Source organism: Hamadaea flava, assembly GCF_024172085.1.
In the GTDB taxonomy this organism is placed as follows: Bacteria; Actinomycetota; Actinomycetes; order Mycobacteriales; family Micromonosporaceae; genus Hamadaea; species Hamadaea flava.
In genome coordinates this window covers 6189774-6212936 of record NZ_JAMZDZ010000001.1, presented here as the reverse complement: position 1 = coordinate 6212936, position 23163 = coordinate 6189774, and the positions used below count along the sequence as shown (strand labels likewise).

Annotated in this window: 25 protein-coding genes and 1 other RNA gene; 10 read left to right on the top strand and 16 right to left on the bottom strand. The window is 68.3% G+C overall.

Annotated features, from left to right (window positions below):
• Positions 1-1677, bottom strand: coding sequence for an energy-dependent translational throttle protein EttA (ettA, locus tag HDA40_RS29115; protein ID WP_253760997.1), 1677 nt, complete (start codon positions 1675-1677; stop codon positions 1-3).
• A 226-nt stretch (positions 1678-1903) separates the two neighbouring features.
• Here ettA and panB point away from each other — a divergent pair, with 226 nt between their 5' ends.
• Complete coding sequence (gene panB / locus HDA40_RS29110) at positions 1904-2740, top strand: 3-methyl-2-oxobutanoate hydroxymethyltransferase (RefSeq protein ID WP_253760996.1); 837 nt, start codon at positions 1904-1906, stop codon at positions 2738-2740.
• A gap of 58 nt (positions 2741-2798) precedes the next feature.
• Here panB and npdG read toward each other — a convergent pair whose 3' ends face one another.
• The 5 genes from npdG to HDA40_RS29085 all read right to left on the bottom strand — a co-directional run bounded on the left by npdG (position 2799) and on the right by HDA40_RS29085 (position 7939).
• A complete protein-coding gene (gene npdG, locus HDA40_RS29105; RefSeq protein WP_253760995.1) occupies positions 2799-3491 on the bottom strand; it encodes an NADPH-dependent F420 reductase in 693 nt (230 codons plus the stop codon).
• Positions 3492-3694: 203 nt separating this feature from the next.
• Positions 3695-5080 (bottom strand): RNB domain-containing ribonuclease, encoded by a 1386-nt coding sequence (locus tag HDA40_RS29100; RefSeq protein WP_253760994.1) that lies wholly within the window; start codon positions 5078-5080, stop codon positions 3695-3697.
• Between the two features lie 86 nt (positions 5081-5166).
• On the bottom strand, positions 5167-5823 hold the full coding sequence (locus HDA40_RS29095; RefSeq protein ID WP_253760993.1) for a hypothetical protein: 657 nt from the start codon (positions 5821-5823) through the stop codon (positions 5167-5169).
• 271 nt (positions 5824-6094) lie between these two features.
• The gene (locus HDA40_RS29090; RefSeq protein ID WP_253760992.1) at positions 6095-7135 is read right to left on the bottom strand and encodes a hypothetical protein; all 1041 of its coding nucleotides are present in this window, start codon (positions 7133-7135) and stop codon (positions 6095-6097) included.
• A 42-nt stretch (positions 7136-7177) separates the two neighbouring features.
• On the bottom strand, positions 7178-7939 hold the full coding sequence (locus HDA40_RS29085; RefSeq protein ID WP_253760991.1) for a sulfite exporter TauE/SafE family protein: 762 nt from the start codon (positions 7937-7939) through the stop codon (positions 7178-7180).
• A gap of 164 nt (positions 7940-8103) precedes the next feature.
• On the opposite strand from HDA40_RS29085, the gene rnpB reads away from it, so the two are divergent.
• The 3 genes from rnpB (at position 8104) to HDA40_RS29070 (ending at position 10085) form a co-directional block, all read left to right on the top strand.
• Positions 8104-8500: RNase P RNA component class A (rnpB, locus tag HDA40_RS29080), an RNA gene on the top strand.
• A gap of 497 nt (positions 8501-8997) precedes the next feature.
• Positions 8998-9618 carry a DUF433 domain-containing protein gene (locus HDA40_RS29075; protein WP_253760990.1) on the top strand — a complete coding sequence of 207 codons (621 nt, stop codon included), beginning with the start codon at positions 8998-9000 and terminating at the stop codon, positions 9616-9618.
• Entirely contained in the window at positions 9615-10085 is a 471-nt protein-coding gene (locus HDA40_RS29070) for a PIN-like domain-containing protein (protein WP_275978328.1), read from the top strand. The genes HDA40_RS29075 and HDA40_RS29070 overlap by 4 nt, the downstream gene beginning before the upstream one ends.
• A gap of 133 nt (positions 10086-10218) precedes the next feature.
• Here HDA40_RS29070 and HDA40_RS29065 read toward each other — a convergent pair whose 3' ends face one another.
• The gene (locus HDA40_RS29065; protein ID WP_253760988.1) at positions 10219-10716 is read right to left on the bottom strand and encodes a hypothetical protein; all 498 of its coding nucleotides are present in this window, start codon (positions 10714-10716) and stop codon (positions 10219-10221) included.
• Between the two features lie 608 nt (positions 10717-11324).
• Here HDA40_RS29065 and HDA40_RS29060 point away from each other — a divergent pair.
• Entirely contained in the window at positions 11325-11588 is a 264-nt protein-coding gene (locus HDA40_RS29060; RefSeq protein WP_253760987.1) for a DUF2283 domain-containing protein, read from the top strand.
• A 160-nt stretch (positions 11589-11748) separates the two neighbouring features.
• Positions 11749-12255: an HD domain-containing protein gene (locus tag HDA40_RS29055; protein ID WP_275978327.1), complete on the top strand. Its 507-nt coding sequence runs from the start codon at positions 11749-11751 to the stop codon at positions 12253-12255.
• Here HDA40_RS29055 and HDA40_RS29050 read toward each other — a convergent pair.
• From HDA40_RS29050 to HDA40_RS29040, 3 genes are all read right to left on the bottom strand, one after another.
• Positions 12243-12713: an NUDIX hydrolase gene (locus HDA40_RS29050; protein ID WP_253760985.1), complete on the bottom strand. Its 471-nt coding sequence runs from the start codon at positions 12711-12713 to the stop codon at positions 12243-12245. The two genes, HDA40_RS29055 and HDA40_RS29050, sit on opposite strands and share 13 nt — an antisense overlap.
• Positions 12714-12717: 4 nt before the next feature.
• Positions 12718-12873, bottom strand: coding sequence for a hypothetical protein (locus HDA40_RS29045; RefSeq protein WP_253760984.1), 156 nt, complete (start codon positions 12871-12873; stop codon positions 12718-12720).
• A 120-nt stretch (positions 12874-12993) separates the two neighbouring features.
• Positions 12994-13686: a hypothetical protein gene (locus HDA40_RS29040; protein WP_253760983.1), complete on the bottom strand. Its 693-nt coding sequence runs from the start codon at positions 13684-13686 to the stop codon at positions 12994-12996.
• 287 nt (positions 13687-13973) lie between these two features.
• On the opposite strand from HDA40_RS29040, the gene HDA40_RS29035 reads away from it, so the two are divergent.
• Genes HDA40_RS29035 through HDA40_RS29025 form a run of 3 tightly spaced genes read left to right on the top strand, consistent with a single transcriptional unit; the run spans position 13974 to position 15018 of the window.
• On the top strand, positions 13974-14129 hold the full coding sequence (locus tag HDA40_RS29035) for a hypothetical protein (RefSeq protein ID WP_253760982.1): 156 nt from the start codon (positions 13974-13976) through the stop codon (positions 14127-14129).
• Complete coding sequence (locus HDA40_RS29030; RefSeq protein ID WP_253760981.1) at positions 14126-14365, top strand: hypothetical protein; 240 nt, start codon at positions 14126-14128, stop codon at positions 14363-14365. The genes HDA40_RS29035 and HDA40_RS29030 overlap by 4 nt, the downstream gene beginning before the upstream one ends.
• Entirely contained in the window at positions 14362-15018 is a 657-nt protein-coding gene (locus HDA40_RS29025) for a class I SAM-dependent methyltransferase (RefSeq protein WP_253760980.1), read from the top strand. The genes HDA40_RS29030 and HDA40_RS29025 overlap by 4 nt, the downstream gene beginning before the upstream one ends.
• Here HDA40_RS29025 and HDA40_RS29020 read toward each other — a convergent pair.
• From HDA40_RS29020 to HDA40_RS28995, 6 genes are all read right to left on the bottom strand, one after another.
• A complete protein-coding gene (locus HDA40_RS29020) occupies positions 15015-15410 on the bottom strand; it encodes a DUF4259 domain-containing protein (RefSeq protein ID WP_253760979.1) in 396 nt (131 codons plus the stop codon). The two genes, HDA40_RS29025 and HDA40_RS29020, sit on opposite strands and share 4 nt — an antisense overlap.
• A gap of 34 nt (positions 15411-15444) precedes the next feature.
• Positions 15445-16698 carry an RNA polymerase sigma factor gene (locus tag HDA40_RS29015; RefSeq protein ID WP_253760978.1) on the bottom strand — a complete coding sequence of 418 codons (1254 nt, stop codon included), beginning with the start codon at positions 16696-16698 and terminating at the stop codon, positions 15445-15447.
• 27 nt (positions 16699-16725) lie between these two features.
• A complete protein-coding gene (locus HDA40_RS29010; protein ID WP_253760977.1) occupies positions 16726-17154 on the bottom strand; it encodes a YciI family protein in 429 nt (142 codons plus the stop codon).
• Between the two features lie 119 nt (positions 17155-17273).
• A complete protein-coding gene (locus HDA40_RS29005) occupies positions 17274-18263 on the bottom strand; it encodes an ADP-ribosylglycohydrolase family protein (protein ID WP_253760976.1) in 990 nt (329 codons plus the stop codon).
• Positions 18264-18323: 60 nt separating this feature from the next.
• Entirely contained in the window at positions 18324-20906 is a 2583-nt protein-coding gene (locus tag HDA40_RS29000) for a discoidin domain-containing protein (RefSeq protein WP_253760975.1), read from the bottom strand.
• 307 nt (positions 20907-21213) lie between these two features.
• Positions 21214-22125, bottom strand: coding sequence for a LysR family transcriptional regulator (locus HDA40_RS28995; protein WP_253760974.1), 912 nt, complete (start codon positions 22123-22125; stop codon positions 21214-21216).
• A gap of 74 nt (positions 22126-22199) precedes the next feature.
• Here HDA40_RS28995 and HDA40_RS28990 point away from each other — a divergent pair, with 74 nt between their 5' ends.
• Positions 22200-23162: a DMT family transporter gene (locus HDA40_RS28990; RefSeq protein WP_253760973.1), complete on the top strand. Its 963-nt coding sequence runs from the start codon at positions 22200-22202 to the stop codon at positions 23160-23162.
• Position 23163: the final 1 nt, after the last annotated feature.

Here is a 23163-nt window from a genome sequence, read left to right as displayed (position 1 = left end):
TCAGTCCCGGGTGAGCTTGCGGTGCGTGACCCGGTGCGGGCGAGCCGCCTCGACGCCGAGCCGATCGACCTTGTTCTTCTCGTACGCGTCGAAGTTGCCCTCGAACCAGAACCACTGCGCCTCGTCCTCGTCGTCGCCCTCCCAGGCGAGGATGTGCGTGGCGACCCGGTCGAGGAACATCCGGTCGTGGGAGATGACGACGGCGCAGCCGGGGAAGTCCAGCAGCGCGTTCTCCAGGCTGGAGAGGGTCTCGACGTCGAGGTCGTTGGTGGGCTCGTCGAGCAGCAGGACGTTGCCGCCGATCTTCAGCGTCAGCGCCAGGTTGAGCCGGTTCCGCTCGCCACCGGACAGGACGTTGACCGGCTTCTGCTGGTCCGGGCCCTTGAAGCCGAACGCCGCGACGTACGCCCGCGAGGGCATCTCGACCTTGCCGACCATCAGGTGGTCGAGCCCGTCCGAGACGATCTCCCACACCGTCTTCGTGCCTTCCAGCCCAGCCCGGGTCTGGTCTACGTAGGACAGCGAGACCGTCTCGCCGACCTTCACCGCACCGTTGTCCGGCTTCTCGAGGCCGACGATCGTCTTGAAGAGGGTGGTCTTGCCGACGCCGTTCGGGCCGATGATGCCGACGATGCCGTTACGCGGCAGGGAGAACGAGAGGCCGTCGATGAGCACCCGGTCGCCGAAGCCCTTGACCAGGTCCTTGACCTCGATGACCGTGTTGCCCAGACGCGGGCCCGGCGGGATCTGGATCTCCTCGAAGTCGAGCTTGCGGGTCTTCTCCGCCTCGGCCGCCATCTCCTCGTACCGGTCGAGCCGGGCCCGGGACTTGGTCTGGCGGGCCTTGGCGTTGGACCGGACCCACTCCAGCTCGTTCTCGAGCCGCTTCTTCATCTTGGCGTCCTTGCGGCCCTCCACCGCGAGCCGGGCCGCCTTCTTCTCCAGGTAGGTGGAGTAGTTGCCCTCGTACGGGTAGGCGCGGCCGCGGTCCAGCTCGAGAATCCACTGCGCGACGTTGTCCAGGAAGTACCGGTCGTGAGTGATCGCGATGACGGTGCCCGGGTATTTCGCGAGGTGCTGCTCCAGCCAGTTCACGCTCTCGGCGTCGAGGTGGTTGGTGGGCTCGTCGAGCAGCAGCAGGTCGGGCGCCTCGAGCAGCAGCTTGCAGAGCGCGACCCGGCGCTTCTCACCGCCGGACAGCGGGCCGACCGGAGCGTCGGCCGGCGGGCAGCGCAGCGCGTCCATCGCCTGCTCCAGCTTGGAGTCCAGGTCCCAGGCGTCGGCGTGGTCCAGTTCCTCCTGCAGCCGGCCCATCTCGTCCATCAGGGCGTCGGAGTAGTCGGTCGCCATCAGCTCGGCGATCTCGTTGAACCGGGCGATCTTGGCCTTGGTGTCGGCCACCGCCAGCTCGATGTTCTCCAGGACGGTCTTGGACTCGTCGAGCCGAGGCTCCTGGGCCACCATCCCGACCGTGTAGCCGGGCATGAGGCGGGCCTCGCCGTTGCTCGCCGTGTCCAGCCCGGCCATGATCTTGAGCAGGCTCGACTTACCGGCGCCGTTCGGGCCGACGACACCGATCTTGGCCCCGGGCAGGAAGTTCAGCGTGACATTGTCGAGCACGACCTTGTCACCGTGCGCCTTGCGCGCCTTCTCCAGCACGTAGATGAACTGAGCCACGGTCGGGCCAACCCCCTGGGAATCGGATCGGATATCCCGTCAATCTTTCCACGCGCCCCCGGCCTGCCGCCCGCGGGGCCGTCGGGCCTGACCCGCCGCGTAGCAGACGGGCGGAAGCCCTGTGAGATGTTGCACGAAGGTTAACCGGGGCGCTGCGCAAAGTGGGACGATCACCTCATCCGGGGACCGCACCTCGCGGCCTCGAGACACACCTATGGAGACGCCGATGTCCCAGTCAGAAATCCCGTCCCTCTACGGCGGGCCGGCCACCAAGCGCGTACGCACTCGCGACCTGCTGCTGGCGAAGGAACGCGGGGAGAAGTGGGCCATGCTCACCTCCTACGACCAGTACACCGCCGCCCTGTTCGACACCGCCGGGATCCCCGTCCTGCTGGTCGGCGACTCGGCCGCCAACAACGTCTTCGGCTACGAGACCACGCTGCCCGTGACCGTCGACGAACTGCTCCCCCTGGTACGCGCGGTGACGCGGGCCACCAAGCGCGCCCTCGTCGTCGGCGACCTGCCGTTCGGCTCCTACGAGGAGGGCCCCACCCAGGCGCTGCGCACGGGCGTGCGGTTCCTCAAGGAGGGCGGCTGCCACGCCGTCAAGCTCGAAGGCGGCCGGCGCAGTGCCGCCGCGATCGAGGCGCTCACGCAGGCCGGCGTACCGGTCATGGCCCACATCGGGTTCACCCCGCAGAGCGAGCACGTCCTCGGCGGCTATCGCGTACAGGGCCGGGGTGCGGCGGCCGAGCAGATCCTGGCCGACGCCCGTGCCGTGGCCGAGGCGGGCGCGTTCTCCGTCGTCCTGGAGATGGTCCCGGGCGAGGTCGCCAAGCAGGTCACGCATGAGCTGGACATCCCCACGATCGGGATCGGCGCCGGGCCTGACTGCGACGGCCAGGTGCTGGTCTGGCAGGACATGGCCGGGCTGCGGACCGGGGCGGCGCCGCGCTTCGTCAAGCGGTACGCCGACCTGAACACCGTTCTCACGAACGCGGTCCGCCAGTACGCCGAGGAAGTCCGGGGCGGAGTCTTCCCAGCGTCCGAACACACTTTCTAATCGCACCGGTAGAGAAAGGCGACCGTGGGAATGACGGCCGCCTTTCTCACACGTCCGTTCAGACGTCGGTGACGCGAATTCCCGCGTGCGACTTGTAGCGCTTGTTGATGGCGATCAGATTGGCGGTGAACGCCTCGACCTGATGCGCATTCCGCAGGCGGCCGGCGTACACCCCGCGCATGCCGGGAATGCGATTCGCCAGAGCCTGCACGACGGCGACCTTCTCCCGGTCCTCGCCCAGCACCAGGACGTCGAGCTGCATCGCGTCGACCTCGGGGTCGGCCAGCAACGAGGCGCTCACGTGGTGGAAGGCTGCGCAAACGGTCGAGTCCGGCAGCAACCCCGCCGCCTGCTCGGCCGCACTCCCCTCCGGTACGCGCAGCGCGTACGGCCCCTGCTTGTCGAAGCCGAGCGGGTTGACGCAGTCCACGACGAGCTTGCCGGCCAGCGGCTCACGCAGCGAGGTCAGCAGGTCGCCGTGGCCGTCCCACGGCACGGCCACGATCACGACGTCGGACCCGGCCGCGACCGCCGCGTTGTCCGCGCCCGTCACGTCCGCCGACCCGCCGGCCAGTTCGCGGATCTCCGCGGCGGACGCGTTCGCCCGCTCCGCCGACCGGGAACCGATCACGATGCGCTGGCCCGCCCGGGCGAGCCGGTACGCCAGCCCGCGACCCTGGTCGCCGGTGCCGCCGAGGATGCCGACCGTCAGACCGGAGACGTCGGGGAGAGAGATCGCGTCGAGAGCCATGCGTCCGACCCTACCGGCGGGTATCTCCTCCACTCCAGAGATTCCCGCCCACATCACTCCGCCCCTCTCGCCCTGCGCACGCCCCGCTCGCCCGCCTTCGGCGGGAATACGTGCGGATCACGGTCACGCATGCCTCCGGAGCCCGAGATGGCCTGCGTAACCGTGATCCGCAGCGAAACGGAGCAGCGAAAAGGGAGCCGCTGTCAGGCGGCGGCGAAGCGGACCAGCCGCTTGACCGGGTCGGCGTCGGTGAGCCGAACGCGTGCGCGCTCCCCCGGCGTCAGCTCCCCGGTGCAGCGGGCGCGTACGGGCGGATCGTCGAGCGCGATCTGGTCGTCGTCGACCACGGCCGCCTCGAAGACCTCGCCCACTCGGTCCTTGAGCAGCAGCGCCTCGGCCAGGTCGATCGCACCACGGTCGGCGGCGGACGCGACCCGCCCCGTCTCGGCCATCACCTCGGGCAGCTTCGGCAGGGCCGCCCGGATCTCGTCCGGCACCCCCCGGTTCTCGAAGATCGCCAGGGCGGCCTCGGTGGCGTACCGGTCGGCCAGGCGGCGCAGCGGTGCCGTCACGTGGGCGTACGCCCCGGCGACGCCGCCGTGGTCGGTCTGCTCCGGGCGTACGCCGTCGAACGCGGTGTAGCCCGCGCCGCGCAGCGTCTCGGCGGTCTGGTCGACGAACGCGGCCGCTCGGGGATTCTTCGGGTCGAGTCCGGCCAGGACCCGGCCGACGCTGATCCCGTCGGGCCAGTCGGTCCCGAGTCCGACCGCGGCCGTACGCAGTTTGGCCAGCGCCTCCGGCGTCGGATAGGGCATCGTCCGCAGCAGCCCGATCCCGCCCTTGAGCATCAACTGGGCCGCTGCCATGCCGGTGAGCAGCGAGATCTGCGCATTCCACTCCTCCACCACCAGCGGCGGGCGGAGTTCGAGCCGGAATCCCGACTTCGACACCACGACGTCCTGCTCAGGCATCGGCAGGTTGATCGCCCCGCGCTGGAGTCCCTGCTCGACGAGCAGCCGGCCGATCTCGGGCAGCAGCGCGATCGGCTCGGGCAGGTTCCCCTTGTCCACCTCGCGCTGCACATTCGCGTATGCCAGCTTCGCACGGCTGCGGACCCGGGCCCGCTCGACGCGTACGCCCTCCGTGACGCCGCTGGCGTCGAGGTCGATCGTCCACACGACGGCGGCCCGTTCCTGCTCGGGCAGAAGGCTGGCCGCGCCCTCGCTCAGCACCACGGGATGCAGTGGCACATTGCCGTCGGGCAGATACACGGTCTGCCCTCGTTTCCAGGTCTCGGCTTCCAGGGCGCCCCCGATGGGCACCGCGCTCAGGACGTCGGCGATGGCGTACGACACCTGGAAACCGGAACCGCGGCGCCGCAGGCAGACCGCCTGATCGAGGTCCCGCGAACCGGGCGGGTCGATGGTGACGAACTCGACGTCGGTCCGGTCGAGCGCGGGGAGTCTGGGCGCGGCCGCGGCGGCCTGCGCCTCGGCCTGGGCCGGAGCCGGGAACGAGTCCGGCAGGTGAAGCTCCCCGCGCAGCGGCCCGAAGTCGATGGCGGAGGCGAAAACGCGTCGGGTGACCACGGCACATTCCTACCAGTGCCGTGCACCCGACGCGGGTCGAGACATGCTTCGGGCCGCCGGCCGTGCATCCGGCGGCCCGACGGACGTCAGCGCATACGCGAGGTCGTCCGCTTCGCAGTCGTCTTCTTCGCCGCCGTCTTCTTGGCCGCCGGACGGGTGGTCTTCTTGGCCGCCGGACGCGTCGTCTTCTTCGCCGCGGTCGTCTTCTTCGCCGCCGGACGCGTGGTCTTCTTCGCGGCCGTCGTCTTCTTCGCCGTGGCCTTCTTGGCCGCGGTCGTCTTCTTCGCCGCCGCCGTGGTCCGCTTGGCGGTGGTCTTCTTGGCCGCGGTGGTCTTCTTCGCCGCCGCGGTCGTCTTCTTCGCCGTCGCCTTCTTGGCGGCAGTGGTCTTCTTCGCGGCCGTCGTCTTCTTCGCCGCCGGACGCGTGGTCTTCTTAGCCGCCGCCTTCTTCGCGGCGGTCGTCTTCTTCGCCGCCGGGCGCGTCGACTTCTTCACGGCCGCGGTCACACGCTTCGCCGTGGTCTTCTTCGCGGCCACCGTCTTCTTGGCGGTGGTCTTCTTCGCCGTCGCCTTCTTCGCGGCGGCCGCGGTCGTCTTCTTCGCCGTCGCCTTCTTGGCGGCGGTGGTCTTCTTCGCAGCGGACTTCTTGACCGCTGCGGCGCGGCCGGCCGGCGCCTTGGCCGCCGTCTTCTTGGCGGTGGTCTTCTTCGCCGCCGGTCGGGTGGCCTTCCTAGCTTCGGCCATCTCTCCTCCTTACGGATGCGTCCGACAGGCCCTTCGCCCGCTGCGGACGTTTGTGCAACCTCGGCACTTTTGCCGCTGTTGCTCAACGTCACTATGCATCGCAATTCGGCCATGAGTGCGTATTTCAGCGAAAAATCGGAGAATTCTTTTCTCCGGCGATGATGGACGGACAGTCGAATGACCACTCACACCATTCGGCGTACGCGGCGAAAAGCACTGCGGCAGCACGGAATCAGCCCTCGGCCGTCGACAAGGGAGGCCGAAAGAGGCCTCACCCGACGAGGGTGGCCTCGGTCGTGACAGGCTCGTCCCGACGCGCCGTCGAAACGTCACGCGGGCGGGTGAGCAACGCCAGACTCAGCCCCGCGAGACTACAGAGCGCGACGACTCCGGCCCACAGTTCCACGGTCCAACCGATGCCGACGCCCACCTCGACGCCGATCAGCTGCCCGCTCCAGATCGCGAGCGGAGCGAGCGCGCCCAGCACGAGCCAGCGGTCCCAGGGCCACGGCAGGACGGCGAGCGCGACGTCGGCCGCCACCGCGCCGAGGATCGCACCCACGATCGGCTCCGGATAGGCGAATTCGGTGAACGCCGCGCCGCCGATCGCCACCACCGCGGTAACCGCCGTCAGCACGCCGAGCGGCGGGCGCGCCAGGAACCGGCGCAGCAGCAGAATCGCCACGACGATCGCGGCCGTGTTCGCGAGATACCCGCCGAACCCGAGCACCGCGCTGCCCTCATTCGCCCCGTTCGGGACGTAGAGCTGCGACGCCCGCGGCCACTGGAACACCTCCAGATAACTCAGGAAGAAGGCGCCGGCCCCCGCGATCGACGCGGTGGACAAGGCGATCGCGGCGACACCCGGCCACCGCCCCGTGAAGTCGCGCGCCGCGGCCACCGCCGGCGACGAGAACACCAGCATTCCGCCCACGAGCAGGACCAGGTGCGTCGGACTCAGCAGCGCGTCCACGCCCGTCTCCACGCCGAAAAGCGTGTGCCACAGCATGTCGCCCGCGCCGCCGGCCGCGAAGATCGCCACCCCCACGATCCCCGACTTGTACGCCTTAGGCAGCGCACTCCACCAGGCCACCGCGCCGGCGGAGCGACCGCCGAGGCGTACCCCGAGCAGGATGAGCCAGGCCGCGCTGAGCACGAAACCGGAATAGAGCACGGCGTGCCACGGCGTGAAGAAGGTCTCCAGACCGGGGCGGTTCGCATGCGCCCACCCGTCCAGATGCAGGCCGGCGATGGCGACGAGACTCAACGAAGCGGCGATCAGGTGGTCGCGATCGGAGGCCGAAGTAGACATGGCACCGCCCTTCTCCTTCGACGATGGTAGATCGCAGCGGCCTCAGAAGGCGCGCACGAACAACACGACCGCGATGAGAACGGCGTACGCCACGATGCCCGCGCGCAGAATCCGCTGCGGGATCCGGCGGGCGATCCGCGCACCGGCGTACCCGCCCGCGATCGTCGCCGGGGCGAGCAGGGCGACCGCGGTCCACTCGACATCCGCGAAGACCGCGAAGTACGCGATCGTCACGAGCCCCTCGGCGGCGGAGACCACGTTCTTCATCGCGGTGATCTGCCGCAGCGACCCGGAGACGAGCAGCCCCAACACCGCCACCAGCATCACGCCGAGCGCCGCCCCGAAGTACCCGCCGTACACACAGCCGAGCCCGACCAGCCCGTGGAGGGCGAACGCTCGTTTTCGCGTACTCATCTGATGGGGATGACCCACCAGGGCCTTGAGCCGATCCTGGAACGCAAGCACCGCGGCCGCCGCGAGCACCAGAAACGGAACCACCCGCTCGAACGCCTCCGCCGACGTGACGAGCAGCAGCGCGCAGCCGGTGGCCGTGCCGAGCGCGATCGTCGGGAGCAGGCGCACCAACGTACGCCGTTCCCCGCCGACATCCCGCCAGCTCCCCGCGACGCTCGCGAGATAGCCCGGACAGACCGCCACCGAATTCGTGACGTTCGCGATTTTCGGCGGCAAACCGGTCGCGATCAGCGCCGGGAAACTGATGAGCGAACCACCGCCCGCCGCGGCATTGACCGCACCCGCGCCGAACCCGGCCGCCAGCAACACCACAACCTGATGCGCCTGCACCTACGCCTCCCCAGGCCCCCCGCTCACTCCCCTACCCGCTCACTCTCCGCGCTCACTGTCCGCGCGATCATGAACTTACCGTCGTGATCCACCGGTGTGTCGTGTCCACAGGTCCCTGATCGACTCCGCGCGAGCCTGATCAGTATCCTTGTCAGTACGACGGACGAGTCGGCCGGGCGGTCGCGTCATCACTGCGGGCCCGCGGTGATGCCGAGGAACGTCCGGACTCCACAGGGCAGGGTGGTTGTTAACGGCAACCCGGGGCGACCCGCGGGAAAGTGCCACAGAAAACAGACCGCCCGACTCCATCGGAGATCGGGTAAGGGTGAAACGGTGGGGTAAGAGCCCACCAGCACCCCGGGTGACCGGGGTGGCTCGGTAAACCCCACCCGGAGCAAGGCCAAGAGGGACCTCCGGGTCCTGCGCAGGCGTTCGAGGGCTGCCCGCCCAAGCCTGCGGGTAGGCCGCTGGAGCGCACCGGCGACGGTGCGCCGAGATGGATGGCCGCCGCGCCCTCCTCGGAGGGCGGCACAAAATCCGGCGTACAGGCCGACTCGTCCGTCGCCCTCCTGATCAAGTCGGTTTCCAGCGTTCTGAGCTGGGCGTATTCACGGCATTCTTGGTTCTCGTTGGTCGTCGTTGGTCGCCTTTTGGCGGCCCGGTGGCGGCCCGGTGGCGGCCCGGTGGCGGCCCAGACGGCCCAGAGACGGCCCAGCACGGTGCCACGGCCAATACGGTCGAAGCGGAACTGGGTCTTCGGCATACGACCAGCACACAAGTTCGGGCGCGCTCGCTGGGGTGCATCCGGCCTTGCCTCTGATCATGGTGTCTTGCCGACGTTCACAGCCTCATGTGCGCCCGATGTACTCCAGGGCGATACGCGCGGAGCGCCATGATCAGAACGGGCAACGTGACACTTTCCAGAGCTTTAGTGTTAATAGAAACAAGACAGCAATAAACGGCTCTGACCGGTCGGCGGACTGCACGCCACGGCCGCCATATGCGATCGTCTGTATCAGAGGGGAAGGGGGTGCAACGTTATGAGCTACGAGCCAAAGATGGCTGCCGCCCTGTCTGGGGCAACGATGGCGCAGCTCGCTCACTGGCGTAAGCCTCCGCCCAAGGGCGAGCCCATCCTCCGGCCGGAGCTGTCGCCAGACAAGCCGATCTTGTACTCCTTCCGGGACATCGTCGCTCTGCGCACCTGTGTGAAGCTTCGGAACGACGCTTCACTTCAGAAGATTCGGAAGGCCCTCGATACGCTCCGAGTGGACCTCGGCGAGCGGCAGCACCTGTCCGAGTACCAGCTTGTTTCGGACGGCAGCACGATCTATCTAGTTGCGCCAGATCAGGCGGTGGACCTCGTCAAGCGGAGGGGCCACACGGTCATCGCCGAAATGGTCGATGTACTGCGCCCCTTCTATCGAAACGGACGGAGCATCCCGGACCTCTTCGAGCCCAGGGACCACGTACGCGTAGTGCCGGGGGTTCGCGGTGGGGAACCTGTGATCGCGGGTACTCGCATCCCCTCTGCAGAGGTGGCTGCGCTCGTGCGTGACGGAATCGCGCCGGAGAGGATCGACGACTTCTACGCGGGCGTCTCGCGAGAAGCAGCCTTGGACGCTGCGGACTTCGCCAACTACGTCGACTCCTACCAGCCGGTGCGTGAAGCGGCTTGAGGGTCCTACTTGATGAGAACGTGGCACGACCGCTCCACCGGGCCATCATCACCTTCGTTACTCATCATGAGATCGCACACGTGATCGACCTGGCAGGCTGGTCTGGAACCGGCGATTTGGACCTCTACGATCGAGCCGCTCAAGAGGGTTTCCATGCCATCCTGACGAACGATTCCAGACAGTTGAGCCGTCAGCTAGAAGTGGAAGCGATCGCCAGATCGGGCCTACACCGCATCCAGTACAGCCATAAGATCAACGGCCTCCAAGGGCTCGGTGTCGCCATCGGATCGGTCTGCGCTGGTCTGCCGATCGCGCTGGACGTGCTTGCTACGGCACCCTCACAGCGCTTGATCAAACTCAAAGGAATCGACCCGACGCCAGGAAGTCGACTGGAAGTTACGGACCCGTCGACTGCCCCGCCCAAGTTCTGGCCACTTCCGTCAGGGCGATCGTCAACTCCCGCTTGACTCCACGGTGCCATCCCGTTGGCCGTCGACCCACAACGCGGACACAGGTCCCACCGCCCCGTCAAGGTCGAGCGTCGGGCTGGCGGATTCGTTGCCGCGACTAGCCGAGCTGCCGTGCCGGTAGGGCTTCCGTCTAGGCGGGGGATCCGGTTGGCTCGGTGCCGCCGGGGCTCTCGCCAGCAAGTTCCTTCCGGATCTTGTCACCATGCTTACCGCCGGACAATTCGTAGAAGAAGCCCACGATGCCGAAAAGGAGGAACGCCAGCGGCACCGGGGTCAACCACAGTAGCCAACCGCCTTTCGCGATGAGAAACCAGGCAAGGCCAGCGCCGATCGTGATCAAGATGATTCCGAGAATGATTCCGGTCTTGTCGACCTTGATCAGCGCGTCTGCAACCCGCATTCTGACGTAAAGCGGAGCCGCGAAGTCTGCATGTTGGCGTAACACCTGCTGAGCCACGCTCCCCTCGGGCAATGCATCCGCCAGCTCTGTCTCCTCCTTGAGTGTCCGGAGCATCTGGTCTGCTTGGCTTCGGCGAGAAGCTGCCACCTTCGCCGACAGGACAGCCGTCAGAAATGACGGCAGCGCAACGACGATCGATGCGAGCGTTTCAGCCTTCAACGACGTCACTCCCGTTCGAGCATGGCGGAACCTGAACAAACCTTAACCGGCGCGAGCTGGCATCTACGGCCATCCCGTCGCCGTCACCCACACACTGGTGGACCCGGGTTCTGCCCTCCTGGTCAAGGTGGAGCGCCACACTTGCCGAACGACCTTGACCAGGAGGGCAGGTTCCGGGTCGGCTCCGCCTGGGTCGTCGGTGACGGGATGGTGCTCAGCCATCCTGGAGCCCGAGCGCTCCCGCCGGAGGCACGCTCTTGCCGGCCGATTCGGTCCACCCCACGATCGCGGTTGAGCTGGATGACGCCGTCGCTCTGGTCTATGGCTCGTCAGCCTTGGCGTCGATTGCCTCCGCGATTGTCGGCCCTGTCCTGCGTTGCGCCGTCGCGGGGGCTAACACCGCCGCCGGGCGGGCCGAGGCCGCCAGGCCGTAGGTCCGTTCCCGGCGAGCGGCGGGCCGTTGGCCCGGCCCCCTTCGGCGACGGCGCATGCGGCCCGGAGGGCCGCCTTGAAGACGTAAAGAAAGTTCTCACAGGCACCCGCCCGTGGCTGTCCCCGGCGCAGACCGCACCCTCGCGGGGCACCAACGGCACCCGTCCTATGCCAGCCTGGTGTCCATGTACATCAAGGCGCGCGTCTCGCTGCTCTGCACCTACGACTCCGACGCAGATGCGGCGTACATCTATCTGGAACACCCGGTCCCGCCCGCAGCGGCAGAACGCGTCATACCGTTCGACATCAAAGACGGCATGTTCAACCTGGATCTCGACACCGAGGGCCATGTTCTTGGCCTGGAAATCCTTGGAGCCCGCAAGCGCCTGCCGCACGCTCTCCTAGGGGTGATGCTGGACCAGAACCAAGAACAAACGGAACAATCCTGATGATCGTCTAGCCGGAGCGGCACGGTCGCCCAGTGTCTGCGCGGACGACTTGGGACGACTTGGGCTCCATAGCCGTCCGTAGCGGGAGATCTGGGCCGTGTATAGGCTCCCCAGCGTGCCTGAACTGGTCGAATGGACGTCGGGACATGCTGCGTAGGAGTTGGCGGCCTCCCTACCCAGGCGTTGGCAACATGTACAGGGCGTAGCGGCAAAAGCCCGCGAGATCGCCCGGGTGGTCCCGGAGAAGGACCGCGACTTGCTCGTCGCTGCTGCCTGGCTGCATGACATCGGGTACGCGCCGGACATCGCGCACACTGGCTTTCACTCGCTTGACGGCGCTCGGTGGCTCCTCCAACAGGGCCAGTCTCCCCGTCTCGCCGCGCTGGTGGCGTACCACTCCTGTGCGCTGTTCGAGGCGGAGGAGCGTGGTCTCGCTGCGGCTCTGGTCGCGGAGTTCGAGCAGGAGCACTCCATCACTGCTGACGCGCTGTGGTACGCCGACATGACCACTACGCCCGACGGCGCTCCGATCGACGTGACTACACGGCTGGACGAGATCGGCGAACGCTACGGCCCCGATCACCTCGTAACCCGATTCTGGGTGCGGGCTCGGCCGACTCTGCTGGCCGCGATCGACCGCGTGGAGCGGGCCGCTCAGCCGATATAGGGCTTCGTCCGGTCCTCGTAGCCGTGATCGATGCGCAGCCTCATCGAGGGGTGGATGTCAAGCGAGTCCAGTTCTGCGTGCGGCACCCACCTGACGCGCGATGACTCCTCGCTTGTGGTCGGCTCGCCGGAGACGTACTCACCACGGAAACAGATCGAGAACTGCTGGCGGACCTCGCCATCACTGAACTCCACAACGTGGTTCGGGTTGGTATAGACGCCCACGATGTCGGTCACGCGCACCGTCACGCCAGTCTCTTCGAGCGTCTCACGGACCGCAGTCTCGGCGATGTACTCGCCGAACTCCTGCGCTCCACCCGGAAGCGCCCAGAGGCCATTGTCGGTTCGCTGGATGAGCAAGATGCGCCCGTGCTCGTCCACAACGTGAACGGTGACGGCGGAGACAATCGTGTTCGGCTTCGAGGCTTGAGGGTCGTGGAAATGTTCGATACGTGCCACTCCCCTAGCCTGCCACGAGGCCGCCCCAGATGGGCTTGCCACTGGACCACACACGGTCGAACGAGTCGGCGTACGTGTTGAACAGCTCGCCGCCTGACAGGTGGCGCAGGTCGAATGTCGGGCAGTGTGCGGCGGGGAAGCCGTAGGCGTGAGTGTTCACCAACACTCCGACCCTGCCTTCACGCTCCGGCGATACGCCCACCTGATGCCGTCCAGCGAGGAGCGGACCAGGACGGCGGTTGACCACCTGCTCCGAAGCATGGTCTCGCCTTGACAATCCCTACAACGCCAATGCCTTCCAGGCGTGCCGATGCTTCCAGTGCTCTTGCCCTCCGAGGAACTCCTGCAACAGGCGTACAGCCTCTGCTACATCCCTGGTCTCGGCGCGAGCGCCGCTGTCAGACGAACCTTCTCGATACTCCAAGCCGTACGTTCCCGCCGGGGCACCAACCTTCTCGCCGAACCCAACCTGCACGTACCAACCATCGGCTCGTTCTAGGACGGCGTAGTGATTCTCGTTGCTGAGCTTCCGGACCGTCCACTCGATGCGCTGCGCGTCAGGATCGGGAACGTCTGGATACGCTGCCGACGTCAGCACGAAGGCGGGGATGTACCCGGGGGCGTTCGGGTTGACGATGTGGAAGCCAGGCTCGTAGCAGACCAGGCCATAGTCGTTAGCCATAGCAGCAACTGCCTCGCCCACCTCCGCCGCTCTCGACCAAATGATCGAGATAGACAAGATCGATTCCGATGGTTCTGGGGTCAAGCTCCAAACGCCTGACGAGTCGAGTTCCTCGGCTCTGAGCGACTCCAGCGGCGGGAAACGCTCCAGGAGCGCATTGCGCATTGCCATCACGGCAGGGTGCGCCGCAAAAGGGTCCTCGGCTCCTTCGGCCCATTGTTCGAGCTTCCCTAGCGCAGCATCGGCTGTCAGGGGAGCTGGCTCATGCCACACGTAAAGATCGAAACTCACAGCCTGCCGTCCTTCTCGCTCTCCGAGAGGCTAAACCACCGGGACGGCCCAGTGACGGCCCACAACCCGTGATCACGTGAAGAACCGCAGGTCAGGGCACATAGCGCGACCCGAATCCGGCGTACAGGCCGACTCGTCCGTCGCCCTCCCGATCAGCCATTGCCCGGCATTCTGAGCTGGGCGTTGATCAGGGTCATTTTCATGTCGCCCCGGCAACGTGGAAATGACCCTGATCATGGTCGGAAAAGGTGACTGCGTGGGGTGCGCGGGTCGGCTTAGATTGCGGCATGGCCGACGAGACGATCTGGGTCGTGTGGCGTCAGGACGACAACGGCAACCGTTACGAGGTCGCGCGCCACGCCACGCGCGAGGCTGCCGAGGCGCAGGCGGCTGCGTTGGAGGCTCGGGGGCACAAGCAGGTCTACTGGGTGGCGAAGCGATGACGCCGGGCGAGGCTGTGGGTGCGTTGCGGCGCGGGGTCCCCATCCAGCAGGGCGTCACGGCCGGTTCGTGGGTCGGGATCGAGTCCGTCGGCGAGATCTTCGAGATCCGCTTGTACGCCGAAAGCACCCCCGACGGCGTAATCCTGGGTGAGGGCGCCGATCCGGTCGAGGTGCTGGTGACGGCCGAGCGTCTCGCGGGCGCTTCGCGGGCCGGCTGGTCGGCGTCGGAGCTGTGAGCAGGCTGTTGGACGCGGCGGCGTTGGAGGCGTCGTCGGTGGTCGCCAACAATGCGATGAATCGGGAACGTGGCCTGGTCGGGGTGAACAGCTATGCGCGGGATCTCGGGTTCGACCCGGTGGCGTACTTGGCGTCGACGGGCGGCTCATCGTGGCTGGATCTGTGCTGTGGCCGGGGCCGGGCGCTGATCGAGGCGTCGGAGGGGTTCGCCGGCCGGATCGTCGGGGTGGATCTGGTGGACTTCTTCGACCCGGTGCCGCCCGGGCGGTCGAATCTGCGTCTGACGGTCGCGTCGTTGCACGAGTGGCAGACCGACGGCGCGTTCGATCTGATCACATGTGTGCACGGGCTGCACTACGTCGGCGACAAGTTGGGCGTACTGCGGCGGGCGGTGGGCTGGCTGGCGCCGGGCGGCCGGTTCGCCGCGAATCTCGATCTGGCGAGCGTCAAAGGGGTGCCTGGGGTGGCCCGCGTGCTGCGTAGCTGCGGCTTGACCTATGACGCTCGACGGAAGCTGATCGGCTGTGCGGGGCCGGCCGCGTTCGAGCTGCCGTATGAGTATCAGGGCGCCGACGATGCGGCCGGGCCGAACTACACCGGCCAGCCCGCCGTCGACTCCTACTATCGGCTGGCCGGAGGGGACGGAAGCTAGCCGGCGAGGGCTGCGCGGAGTTCGCGTACGACGTCGAAGGCTTCGTCGCCGTTGCCGTCCCACATCTCACGCCATTCGGACTCGTCGCCGACGACCCGGTCCAGGGCGCGTACGGCGAGGTCGCGCAGCGACTCCGGGAAGTCCAGTTCCTCGTCGTCGGCGAACATCTCCGGGGCGTACGCCGCCATGCCGGGTTGCTGGGAGGCGACGACCGCAGCGGCGGCCACTGCTTCGGCGGCTTCCGGGTATTCGAGGTAGTCGTCCCAGTCGACGACCGCCGTCAGGGTTTCGGCGATGATGTCCGACCACTCCGCCGGGTCGGCTTCGAAGAGGTCTTCCAGCCAGTCGGAGGCGTCGTCGTTGTCGTATGGTCCGGCGTCCCAGGTTCCCATGAGCGCGAGTATGGCACTGCGCGTCGCGTACCGGTCAAGGAAGGGAGTGTGCCCGCTCAAGCAGCAGGATGCGCTCGGACTCGTTGCGGGTCAGCGTCGCCGCGCGCTCGAACTCGGCGCGGGCTTCGGCTGTGCGGCCGAGCTTGGCCAGTAGGTCGCCCCGCACGCTCGGCAACAGGTGGTACGCGGACAGCGCGGGTTCGTCGGCGAGCGCGTCGACCAGTTTGAGCGCCGCTTCGGGGCCGGACGCCATGCCGACCGCGACCGCCCGGTTGAGTTCGACCACTGGGGACGGGGTGAGTTCGCCGAGCAGTTCGTAGAGCCGCACCATCTGCGCCCAGTCGGTGTCCTCGGCGGTGGCGGCGCGGGCGTGGCAGGCCGCGATCGAGGCTTGGAGGGTGTACGGGCCGACCGGTTCGCCGATCGCGAAGGCGCGGTCGAGGGCGATCAGCCCACGCCGGATCAGGATGCGGTCCCAGAGCGTGCGGTTCTGGTCGAGCAGCAGCACGGGTCGGCCGTCGCGGCCGACGCGGGCGCGCAGGCGCGAGGCTTGGATCTCCATCAGCGACACCAGGCCGTGCACCTCTGGTTCGCCCGAGACGAGTTCGGCGAGGATGCGGCCCAGGCGCAGCGCTTCCTCGCACAGCGTCGGGCGTACCCAGTTCTTTCCGGTGGTCGCGGCGTAGCCCTCGTTGAAGATGGCGTAGACGACTTCGAGGACCGAGGGCAGGCGTTCGGAGAGTTCCGCGCCTCGCGGCGCCTCGAACGGGATCTGCTTCTGCGCCAGTGTTTTCTTGGCCCGGGTGATCCGTTGGGCCACGGTCGTCTCCGGCACCAGGTACGCCCGCGCGATCTCGTCGGTGGTGAGCCCGCCGAGCAGGCGGAGCGTGAGGGCGACCCGGGCTTCCGGCGAGAGCACCGGATGGCACGCGGTGAAGACCAGGCTGAGCAGATTGTCGCCGATGTCGTCGTCGAGCGCGGCATCCACTTCCGCCTCGAACGACTCCGTGTGGTCTTCGAGGCCACGGCCCAGTTCGGCGACCTTGCGCGTCAGCGTCTCCTGCCGCCGCAGATAGTCGACCGCGCGCCGCTTGGCGATCAGCATGAGCCAGGCGCCCGGATTATCCGGTACGCCTGACTCCGGCCATTGTTCGAGCGCGGCGACCACCGCATCCTGGGCGAGTTCCTCGGCCAGGCCGACGTCGCGGACGACACGGGCCAGTCCGGCGATGATCCGGGCGGACTCGATCCGCCAGACGGCGTCCACCGCCCGTTGCGCTGCCGACACCGCCCAATGAGAGCAGCCCCGCCGCCGTTACTGCAAGCCGCTACGCTGCCGGGCGTCCTGCTCCTGCAGCTCCGGGCTGATCTGCCCGTCGAACTCCTCGTTCTCGAAGACCTGCCGGATCTCGATCTCCGCGACCTGGTCGTCCGAGGTGCCCTGGGACGCCGGCATCCGCTTGACCCACTCGACGGCCTCGTCCATCGACTTGACCTGCCACAGCCAGAAGCCCGCGATCAGCTCCTTGGCCTCGGCGAACGGGCCGTCGACGACGGTCGCCTTGCCTGCCTTGAAGGTGACCCGGGCGCCTTTGACGCTCGGGTGCAGGCCCTCGCCGGCGAGCATCACGCCCGCCTTGATCAGCTCCTCGTTGTATTTGATCATCGAACCGACGACCTCGTCGCCGGGCAGCACCCCCGCCTCGGCATTCTCGTCGGACTTGATGATCACCATGACTCGCATCTCGATCTCCCTTCCTCGCCTACCTGTCGAACGAACACCGTCATCTAGACGTCGAACGAACGCTGTCACCTATACGTCGAACGAGCAGCGGCGCGTACGACGCCGGGCGGTGGAGACTTTCAGTCCCAGGCTCGGCCGATGCGGTCGAGTTCGGCGGCGTACTCGATGCGGCCTATCCAATCGGAAGGCCAGGCGGCCAGTCCGTACGCGGCTCCGGCGAAGGCGCCGGCCAGACTGGCGATCGAGTCGGAGTCCCCGGCGGTCACCGCACCCCGCCGCAGCGCCGCGACCGGGTCGTCGGCGTACAGGAGGAAGCAGAGCAGGCCGGTCGCCAGCGCCTCCTCGGCGATCCAGCCCTCACCGGTGGCCAGGCATGGATCGGCGTCGCGATCCGGCGCGACGAGGGCCGCTTCGAGCCGGTCCAGAATGGCGGCGCACTCGTCCCAGCCGCGAGCGATGAACTCCTCCGGCGTCGTCTCGCCTGGACGTTGCCACAGTTCGCCGAGCCAGTCGACGTGGTAGACGCCGCGCTGGTCGGCGCACCGCTGCCGCAGCGCGGCCGGCAGGCTGAGCGGTGCGAGCCCGTCGCGCAGCCAGTGCACCGCGAACGCCGTCAGGTCGCTGGCCGCCAGCGCCGTCGGGTGGCCGTGCGTCAGGGCCGCCTGCAACTGCGCCATGCCCGCCCGGTCCGCGTCGGGCACCTGCGGCACCAGGCCCACCGGGGCGACTCGCATGTTGGCGCCGCAACCTTTGGACCCGGCCTCGGTCGCCGCGATCCACGGCTGCCCTTCGGCCAGCCGGCCGATCGCCCGCATGCAGGTCATGCCGGGGGCGCGGTTGTTCTCCGGGCTCACCGCCCAGTCCATGAACTCCTTGCGCCACAACGGTTCCAGGGTCGCCGCATCCAGGGCCTCCGCCGCCAGGAGCGCGTCGGCCACCGCGAGGGTCATCTGCGTATCGTCCGTCACCAGGGCCGGATCGCCGGCCGGTTCGGCCGGTCCGCCTGGACCGAATCGGGCAGTGATCTCCGCGTACCGCATGAACTCCGTGGGCTTGCCCAGCGCGTCGCCGAGGGCAAGCCCGAACATCGCGCCGCTCGCTTTTCGCATTTTCAGGAGGGTACGCCGCGCGGACTGGGCGGGTCCGCGCGGCGCGTGGGAGCGGCGCCGTCAGGGGAAGCTGACGATGTTCACCGGAACGGTGGCCGTGCCCTGGGCGGGTCCGCCCGTGGAGTTGATGACGTGCGCGATCGTGCCGTTACCGCCGAGTGAGACGGTGAGCAGGTCGTGGAACTTCACGTTGGCGGTGACCGGCACCTCGAAGCCGTGCTCGGCGACGATCGTCGGGTCCACGTTGAAGTAGCAGTAGCTGCCCAGTCCCCAGCCCTCGTGCGAGGTGACGCTGTCGGCCACCTTGTACGCCGCGTAGCCGCCCGCTCGCCAGGCGGCCTGGTTCGGCGGGTCGTACGGCATCTCGTTCTGGAAGAAGATCGTCTTGCCGCCGTTGCCGTTCCAGATCACCTCGTACTTCTGGTAGTGCTCGACGAACAGGCCGAGGGCGGTGACGTTGTTGCCGTTGACGATGAGGCCGGTGTCGGCGGTGTTCACCGTCCAGCCGACGCCCGTGCCGTGGTCGGCGCGCCAGGCCCAGATGTGGTCGATCAGGGTGTTGTTGCTGTTGACGATGAGGCTGGTGGTGGCCTTCCCCGCGCCGGCGCCGCCGATCCGGAAGAAGACGTCGTTGATCGAGATCGGGTTGGCGGTGTGCGAGGCGCTCGACCCCGTCGGTCCGATCTGGAGGAGGACGGGCGAGTTGACCGCACCCGCGTCGAAGAGCAGACCAGCGATCTTCACGCCGTCCACGTCGGCCACGGTCATCGGGGTCACGCCGTTGTCGGGGATCAAGGTGGCGTACCCGAGACCGAGGACGACCGTGTCGGCCCGCGTCACGTTGATGGTCTGGTTGAGGTGGTAGACGCCGGGGGTGAAGAGCAGGTTGAGGCCCTGCGCCAGCGCGAGGTTGAGGGTGGCCGCCGAGTCGGTGGGCTGGGCGACGTAGAACTGGGTCAACGGGATCGAGGTGCCCGGCGTCGAGCCGTTCGCCCAGGTGGTGCCGGACGCGTTGGTCCGCAGCGACGGCACGAACACCCGGTACGCCCCACTCGCGTCGAGGTAGAGGTACGGCTTCTCCCGGCTTACCGGAGTCGTCGCGAGCGTCGTGTAGGGCGGGTTCGGGAAGGCCTGCGCGGGCGCGCCCTGCACTCCGGAGAACACCATGTTCCAGACGCCGTTGCCCCAGCTGCCGATCTGGCTGTCCCGGGTGTACCACTGCTGCTGCGAGTACGGACCCACCTGGCCGCTGACCCGGGAGTCGGCGATGTAACCGCCGCTGGCCCAGCCATAGCCGTTGGGCGCCAGGTTCAGGTCGCCGTGCACGTCGATCCGCCGGAACGGGGCGGCCTGCGAGACGGCCCAGCGGGTGAACCCGGCCGACGGGTAGATCGAGAAGTTCTCGGCCGACCGCCAGAAGTTCTGCGTCGCGTTGCCGCCGAACCAGCCCGCGTCGACGGTGACGTCGCCGTTGATGCGGACGTCGCCCGGGTTCTGCCCGAGCCCGGCGATCGAGGTGTAGAAGCCGATCTGGGCGTTGAATCCGCTGTACGTGCCCGGCTTGAACAGCAGGGCGTACCGCTGGGAGCCGAACTGGTTGGACTCCATCTGGGCGAAGACGGTGTCGACCTGGCTCTGGATCGTCGCGCCCGACATGCTCGGGTCGAAGACCTTCACGTTCGGACCGAGCGAACCGCCGCCGGGCAGCTGCGGGCCGGTCGGCGTCGGAGTCGGGCTGGTGGGGGTCGGGCTCGTGGTCGTGCCGGTACGGATGACGAACTCCCAGAGTGAGTACCCGTAGCCGGTGGCCCGGGCGGTGCCGTAGAGGCGTACGTAGCGGCCGGTCCCGTTGACGGTCAGCGTCTGCGTCCCGCCGGTCCCGGTCGTGGTGCTGTAGACGCTCGTCCAGGTGGCGGCGTCGGTCGACACCTGAAGCTGGAACGCGGTCGCGTACGCCGCCTCCCACTGCAGGACCGCCTGGCAGATCGTCTGCACGCTGCCGAGGTCGACCTGGAGCCACTGCGGATCGCTGAAGGCGCTCGACCATCGAGTTCCGGCGTTCCCGTCGACCGCGGCGGAAGCTGCCGTGCCGGCGTTCTCGGCGGACGAGGCGGTTGCGGGCCGGTTGAGCGCGGCGTTGGCCGTGCCGCAGCTCGTTCCGCCGGTCGAGCCGTAAACCTGGAACTCCCACAGCGAATACCCGTACGCGGTCGCCCGCGCCGTGCCGTACAGCCGCACGTAGCGGCCGGTGCCGCTGACGGCCAGCGTCTGGGTGCCGCCCGTGCCGCTGGAGGTGCTGTAGACGGTGGTCCAGGTGGTGGCGTCGGCCGACACCTGAAGTTGGAAAGCGGTCGCGTACGCCGCCTCCCACTGCAGGACGACCTGGCTGACCGTGGCGGTGGCGCCCAGGTCGACCTGAATCCACTGCGGATCGCTGAAGGCGCTCGACCATCGAGTTCCGGCGTTCCCGTCGACGGCGTTGGCCGCGGGAGTGCCGGCGTTCTCGGCGGACGAGGCGGTGACGGGCTTGCCTTGGGAGAGCAGCGGGTCGGCCGCCTTGGCCGAACCGGTGAGCACGACGGCGAAGCAGGTCGCGAGCAGAGCTGCCGCGGCCGCCACCGCTGTGGCGTGCAGACGTCTCATGACATCTCCAGGGGGACGGAGTCGGAACGGGATAGGAGAGCGCTCTCTGGGGAGAGGTTTCATCCCGACTACCGTCGATGTCAAGACCTTGTTTCCGGCCCCTTTCCTTGCGCTATACCCTGGCCAGCAATTTTGCTGCCTCCGACAACGAATTCCCGATGTGCCAACGTTGGCTGCGCCGAGAAAGCGCTCCCCCACACGGGCTCTCCCCTCCCCCGCGCGGGTTCTCCCGCTGCGGATCACGGTTACGCATGCTTCCGGCGGCCTCGAAGGCATGCGTAACCGTGATCTGCAACCAGAAGTCGGGCTAGAGGGCGGCGGCGAGCGCCCGCATCCGGGCGGCGGCCAGCTCGATGACGACCCGGCTGGCCGCCGACAGCTGCGCGTCCGGCCGGTGCACGATCGCGAAGGTCTCGTAGAGCCGGGGTCGCAGCGGGGTCCATCCGAGCCCGGGCGGCAGCCGGTCGGCGAGCCGATGCAGGACGCCTCGCCAGATCACGGTGTCGGCGAGTCCGGTGGCGGCGACCTCCAGCGCGGTCTCGATGTCCTCGACCTCGACCCGGGGGCGCAGCGAATGCCCGGCCGACTGGACGCTGTGGGCCAGCGCCCGGCGCGTCGAGTCGGCCTCCCGCCAGCTGACGTCGGGCAGGACGAGCGGCGCAGCCGCGAGGCCCGCCGGAGTCACCGGGCGTACCAGGCGTTCCGGGTGCGCGCTGAGGTAGACGAGTTCGTCGCGCATCACGGGGTTGACGGCCAGCCCTTCCTCCTCGACGGGCAGGGCGATCAGCCCGGCTTCCAGGGCTCCCTTGCGCAACAGGTCCCGCAGCTCCGCCGAGTTCTGCCCGACCAGCTCCAGGCGTACGCCCGGATGCCGGCGCAGAACGTCGCCGACCAACTCCGCGCCGAGGTAGAACCGGGAGGTCTTGAAGATTCCGAATCGGACGGTGCCGGTGAGCACCTGGCGTACGTCGGCGACGGCCCGGCCCGCCTCCTCGACCGCGGCCAGCGCCGCCGCCGCGTGCGGCACGAGCGCTCGCGCCTCCTCGGTGGGCACGAGACCCCGCCCGACTCGGCGGAACAACGGCGCGTCCAGATGCTGCTCCAACAGCCGGACCTGCTCCGAGACGGACGGCTGGGCGTACCCGAGCGCGCCGGCGGCGGCGGTGAACGAGCCGTGCTCGACCGCGGCGAGGAAGCACCGGAGCTGGTGCAGCGTCATCAAGGCGTTTCCTTCGGGTTCCGGAGGAAAAACAGGCTACCTCGATAGCTCGAAGCGGCCTACCGTCTCCAGTCATGACCACGGAAGTGGCCGTTGCTGCGGTGCCGGCCGATGTGCGCCCCTCGACCCCTCGCCATCGGCCGGCACCCGGTCTGGGCGCCGTGCTGTGCCTGGTCTCGGCGGCCGGATTCGGGCTGTCCGCGGTCTTCGCCAAGCAGTCCTACGCCGCCGGGATCAGCGTTCCGGCGATGCTCGCGGGGCGCTTCGCCGTCGCCGCCGTCATCCTGTGGGTCATCGTGGCGTTCCGGCGGCCCGCCTTCCCAACCCGCCGCACGCTGCTCATGTGCGTCGGCCTCGGCGGCATCGGGTACGCCTCCCAGGCGGTGCTCTACTTCAGCTCGCTGGCCTGGATCGACGCGTCGCTGACCGGACTGCTGCTGTACCTGTACCCGGCGCTGGTGACCGGATTGGCCGTACTGCTGCGCAGGGAACGCCCGGATCGCCGGCGGTACGCCGCCCTCCTGTGTTCGGCCGTCGGCCTGGTACTGATCCTCGGTTCGGGTGGCGCGATCGGTTCGGCCGCCGGCATCGGGGTCGCGCTGGCGCTGGGCTCCGCCGCGGCGTACGCCTTGTATCTGACCGTGGCCGCCGGAGTCCCCGCGGACCTGGACGTCTTCCTGCTCTCCGCGATCGTCTGCACCTCGGCCTGGGTGACGATGACCGTGACCGGGTACGCGACCGGCTCGATGTCCGGGCCGCGCGAGGTGGCGGGCTGGGGCTGGGTGGTGCTGCTGGCGATCTTCTCCACAGTGGTCCCGATCGCGACGCTGCTGGCCGGCATCCGGCTCGTCGGCGCGCCCACGGCGTCGATCCTGTCGTGTGCCGAACCCGCCGTCACGGTCGCCACCACGGCCGTCGTCTACGGCGAGCGGCTGACTGCCGGGCAGTTCGTGGGCGGGGTGGTCATCCTCGCCGCGGTGCTGGTCCTCCAAGTCCGATTCCGGTGGGGTGGATCCCACACTCGCCACGCCGGCTGAG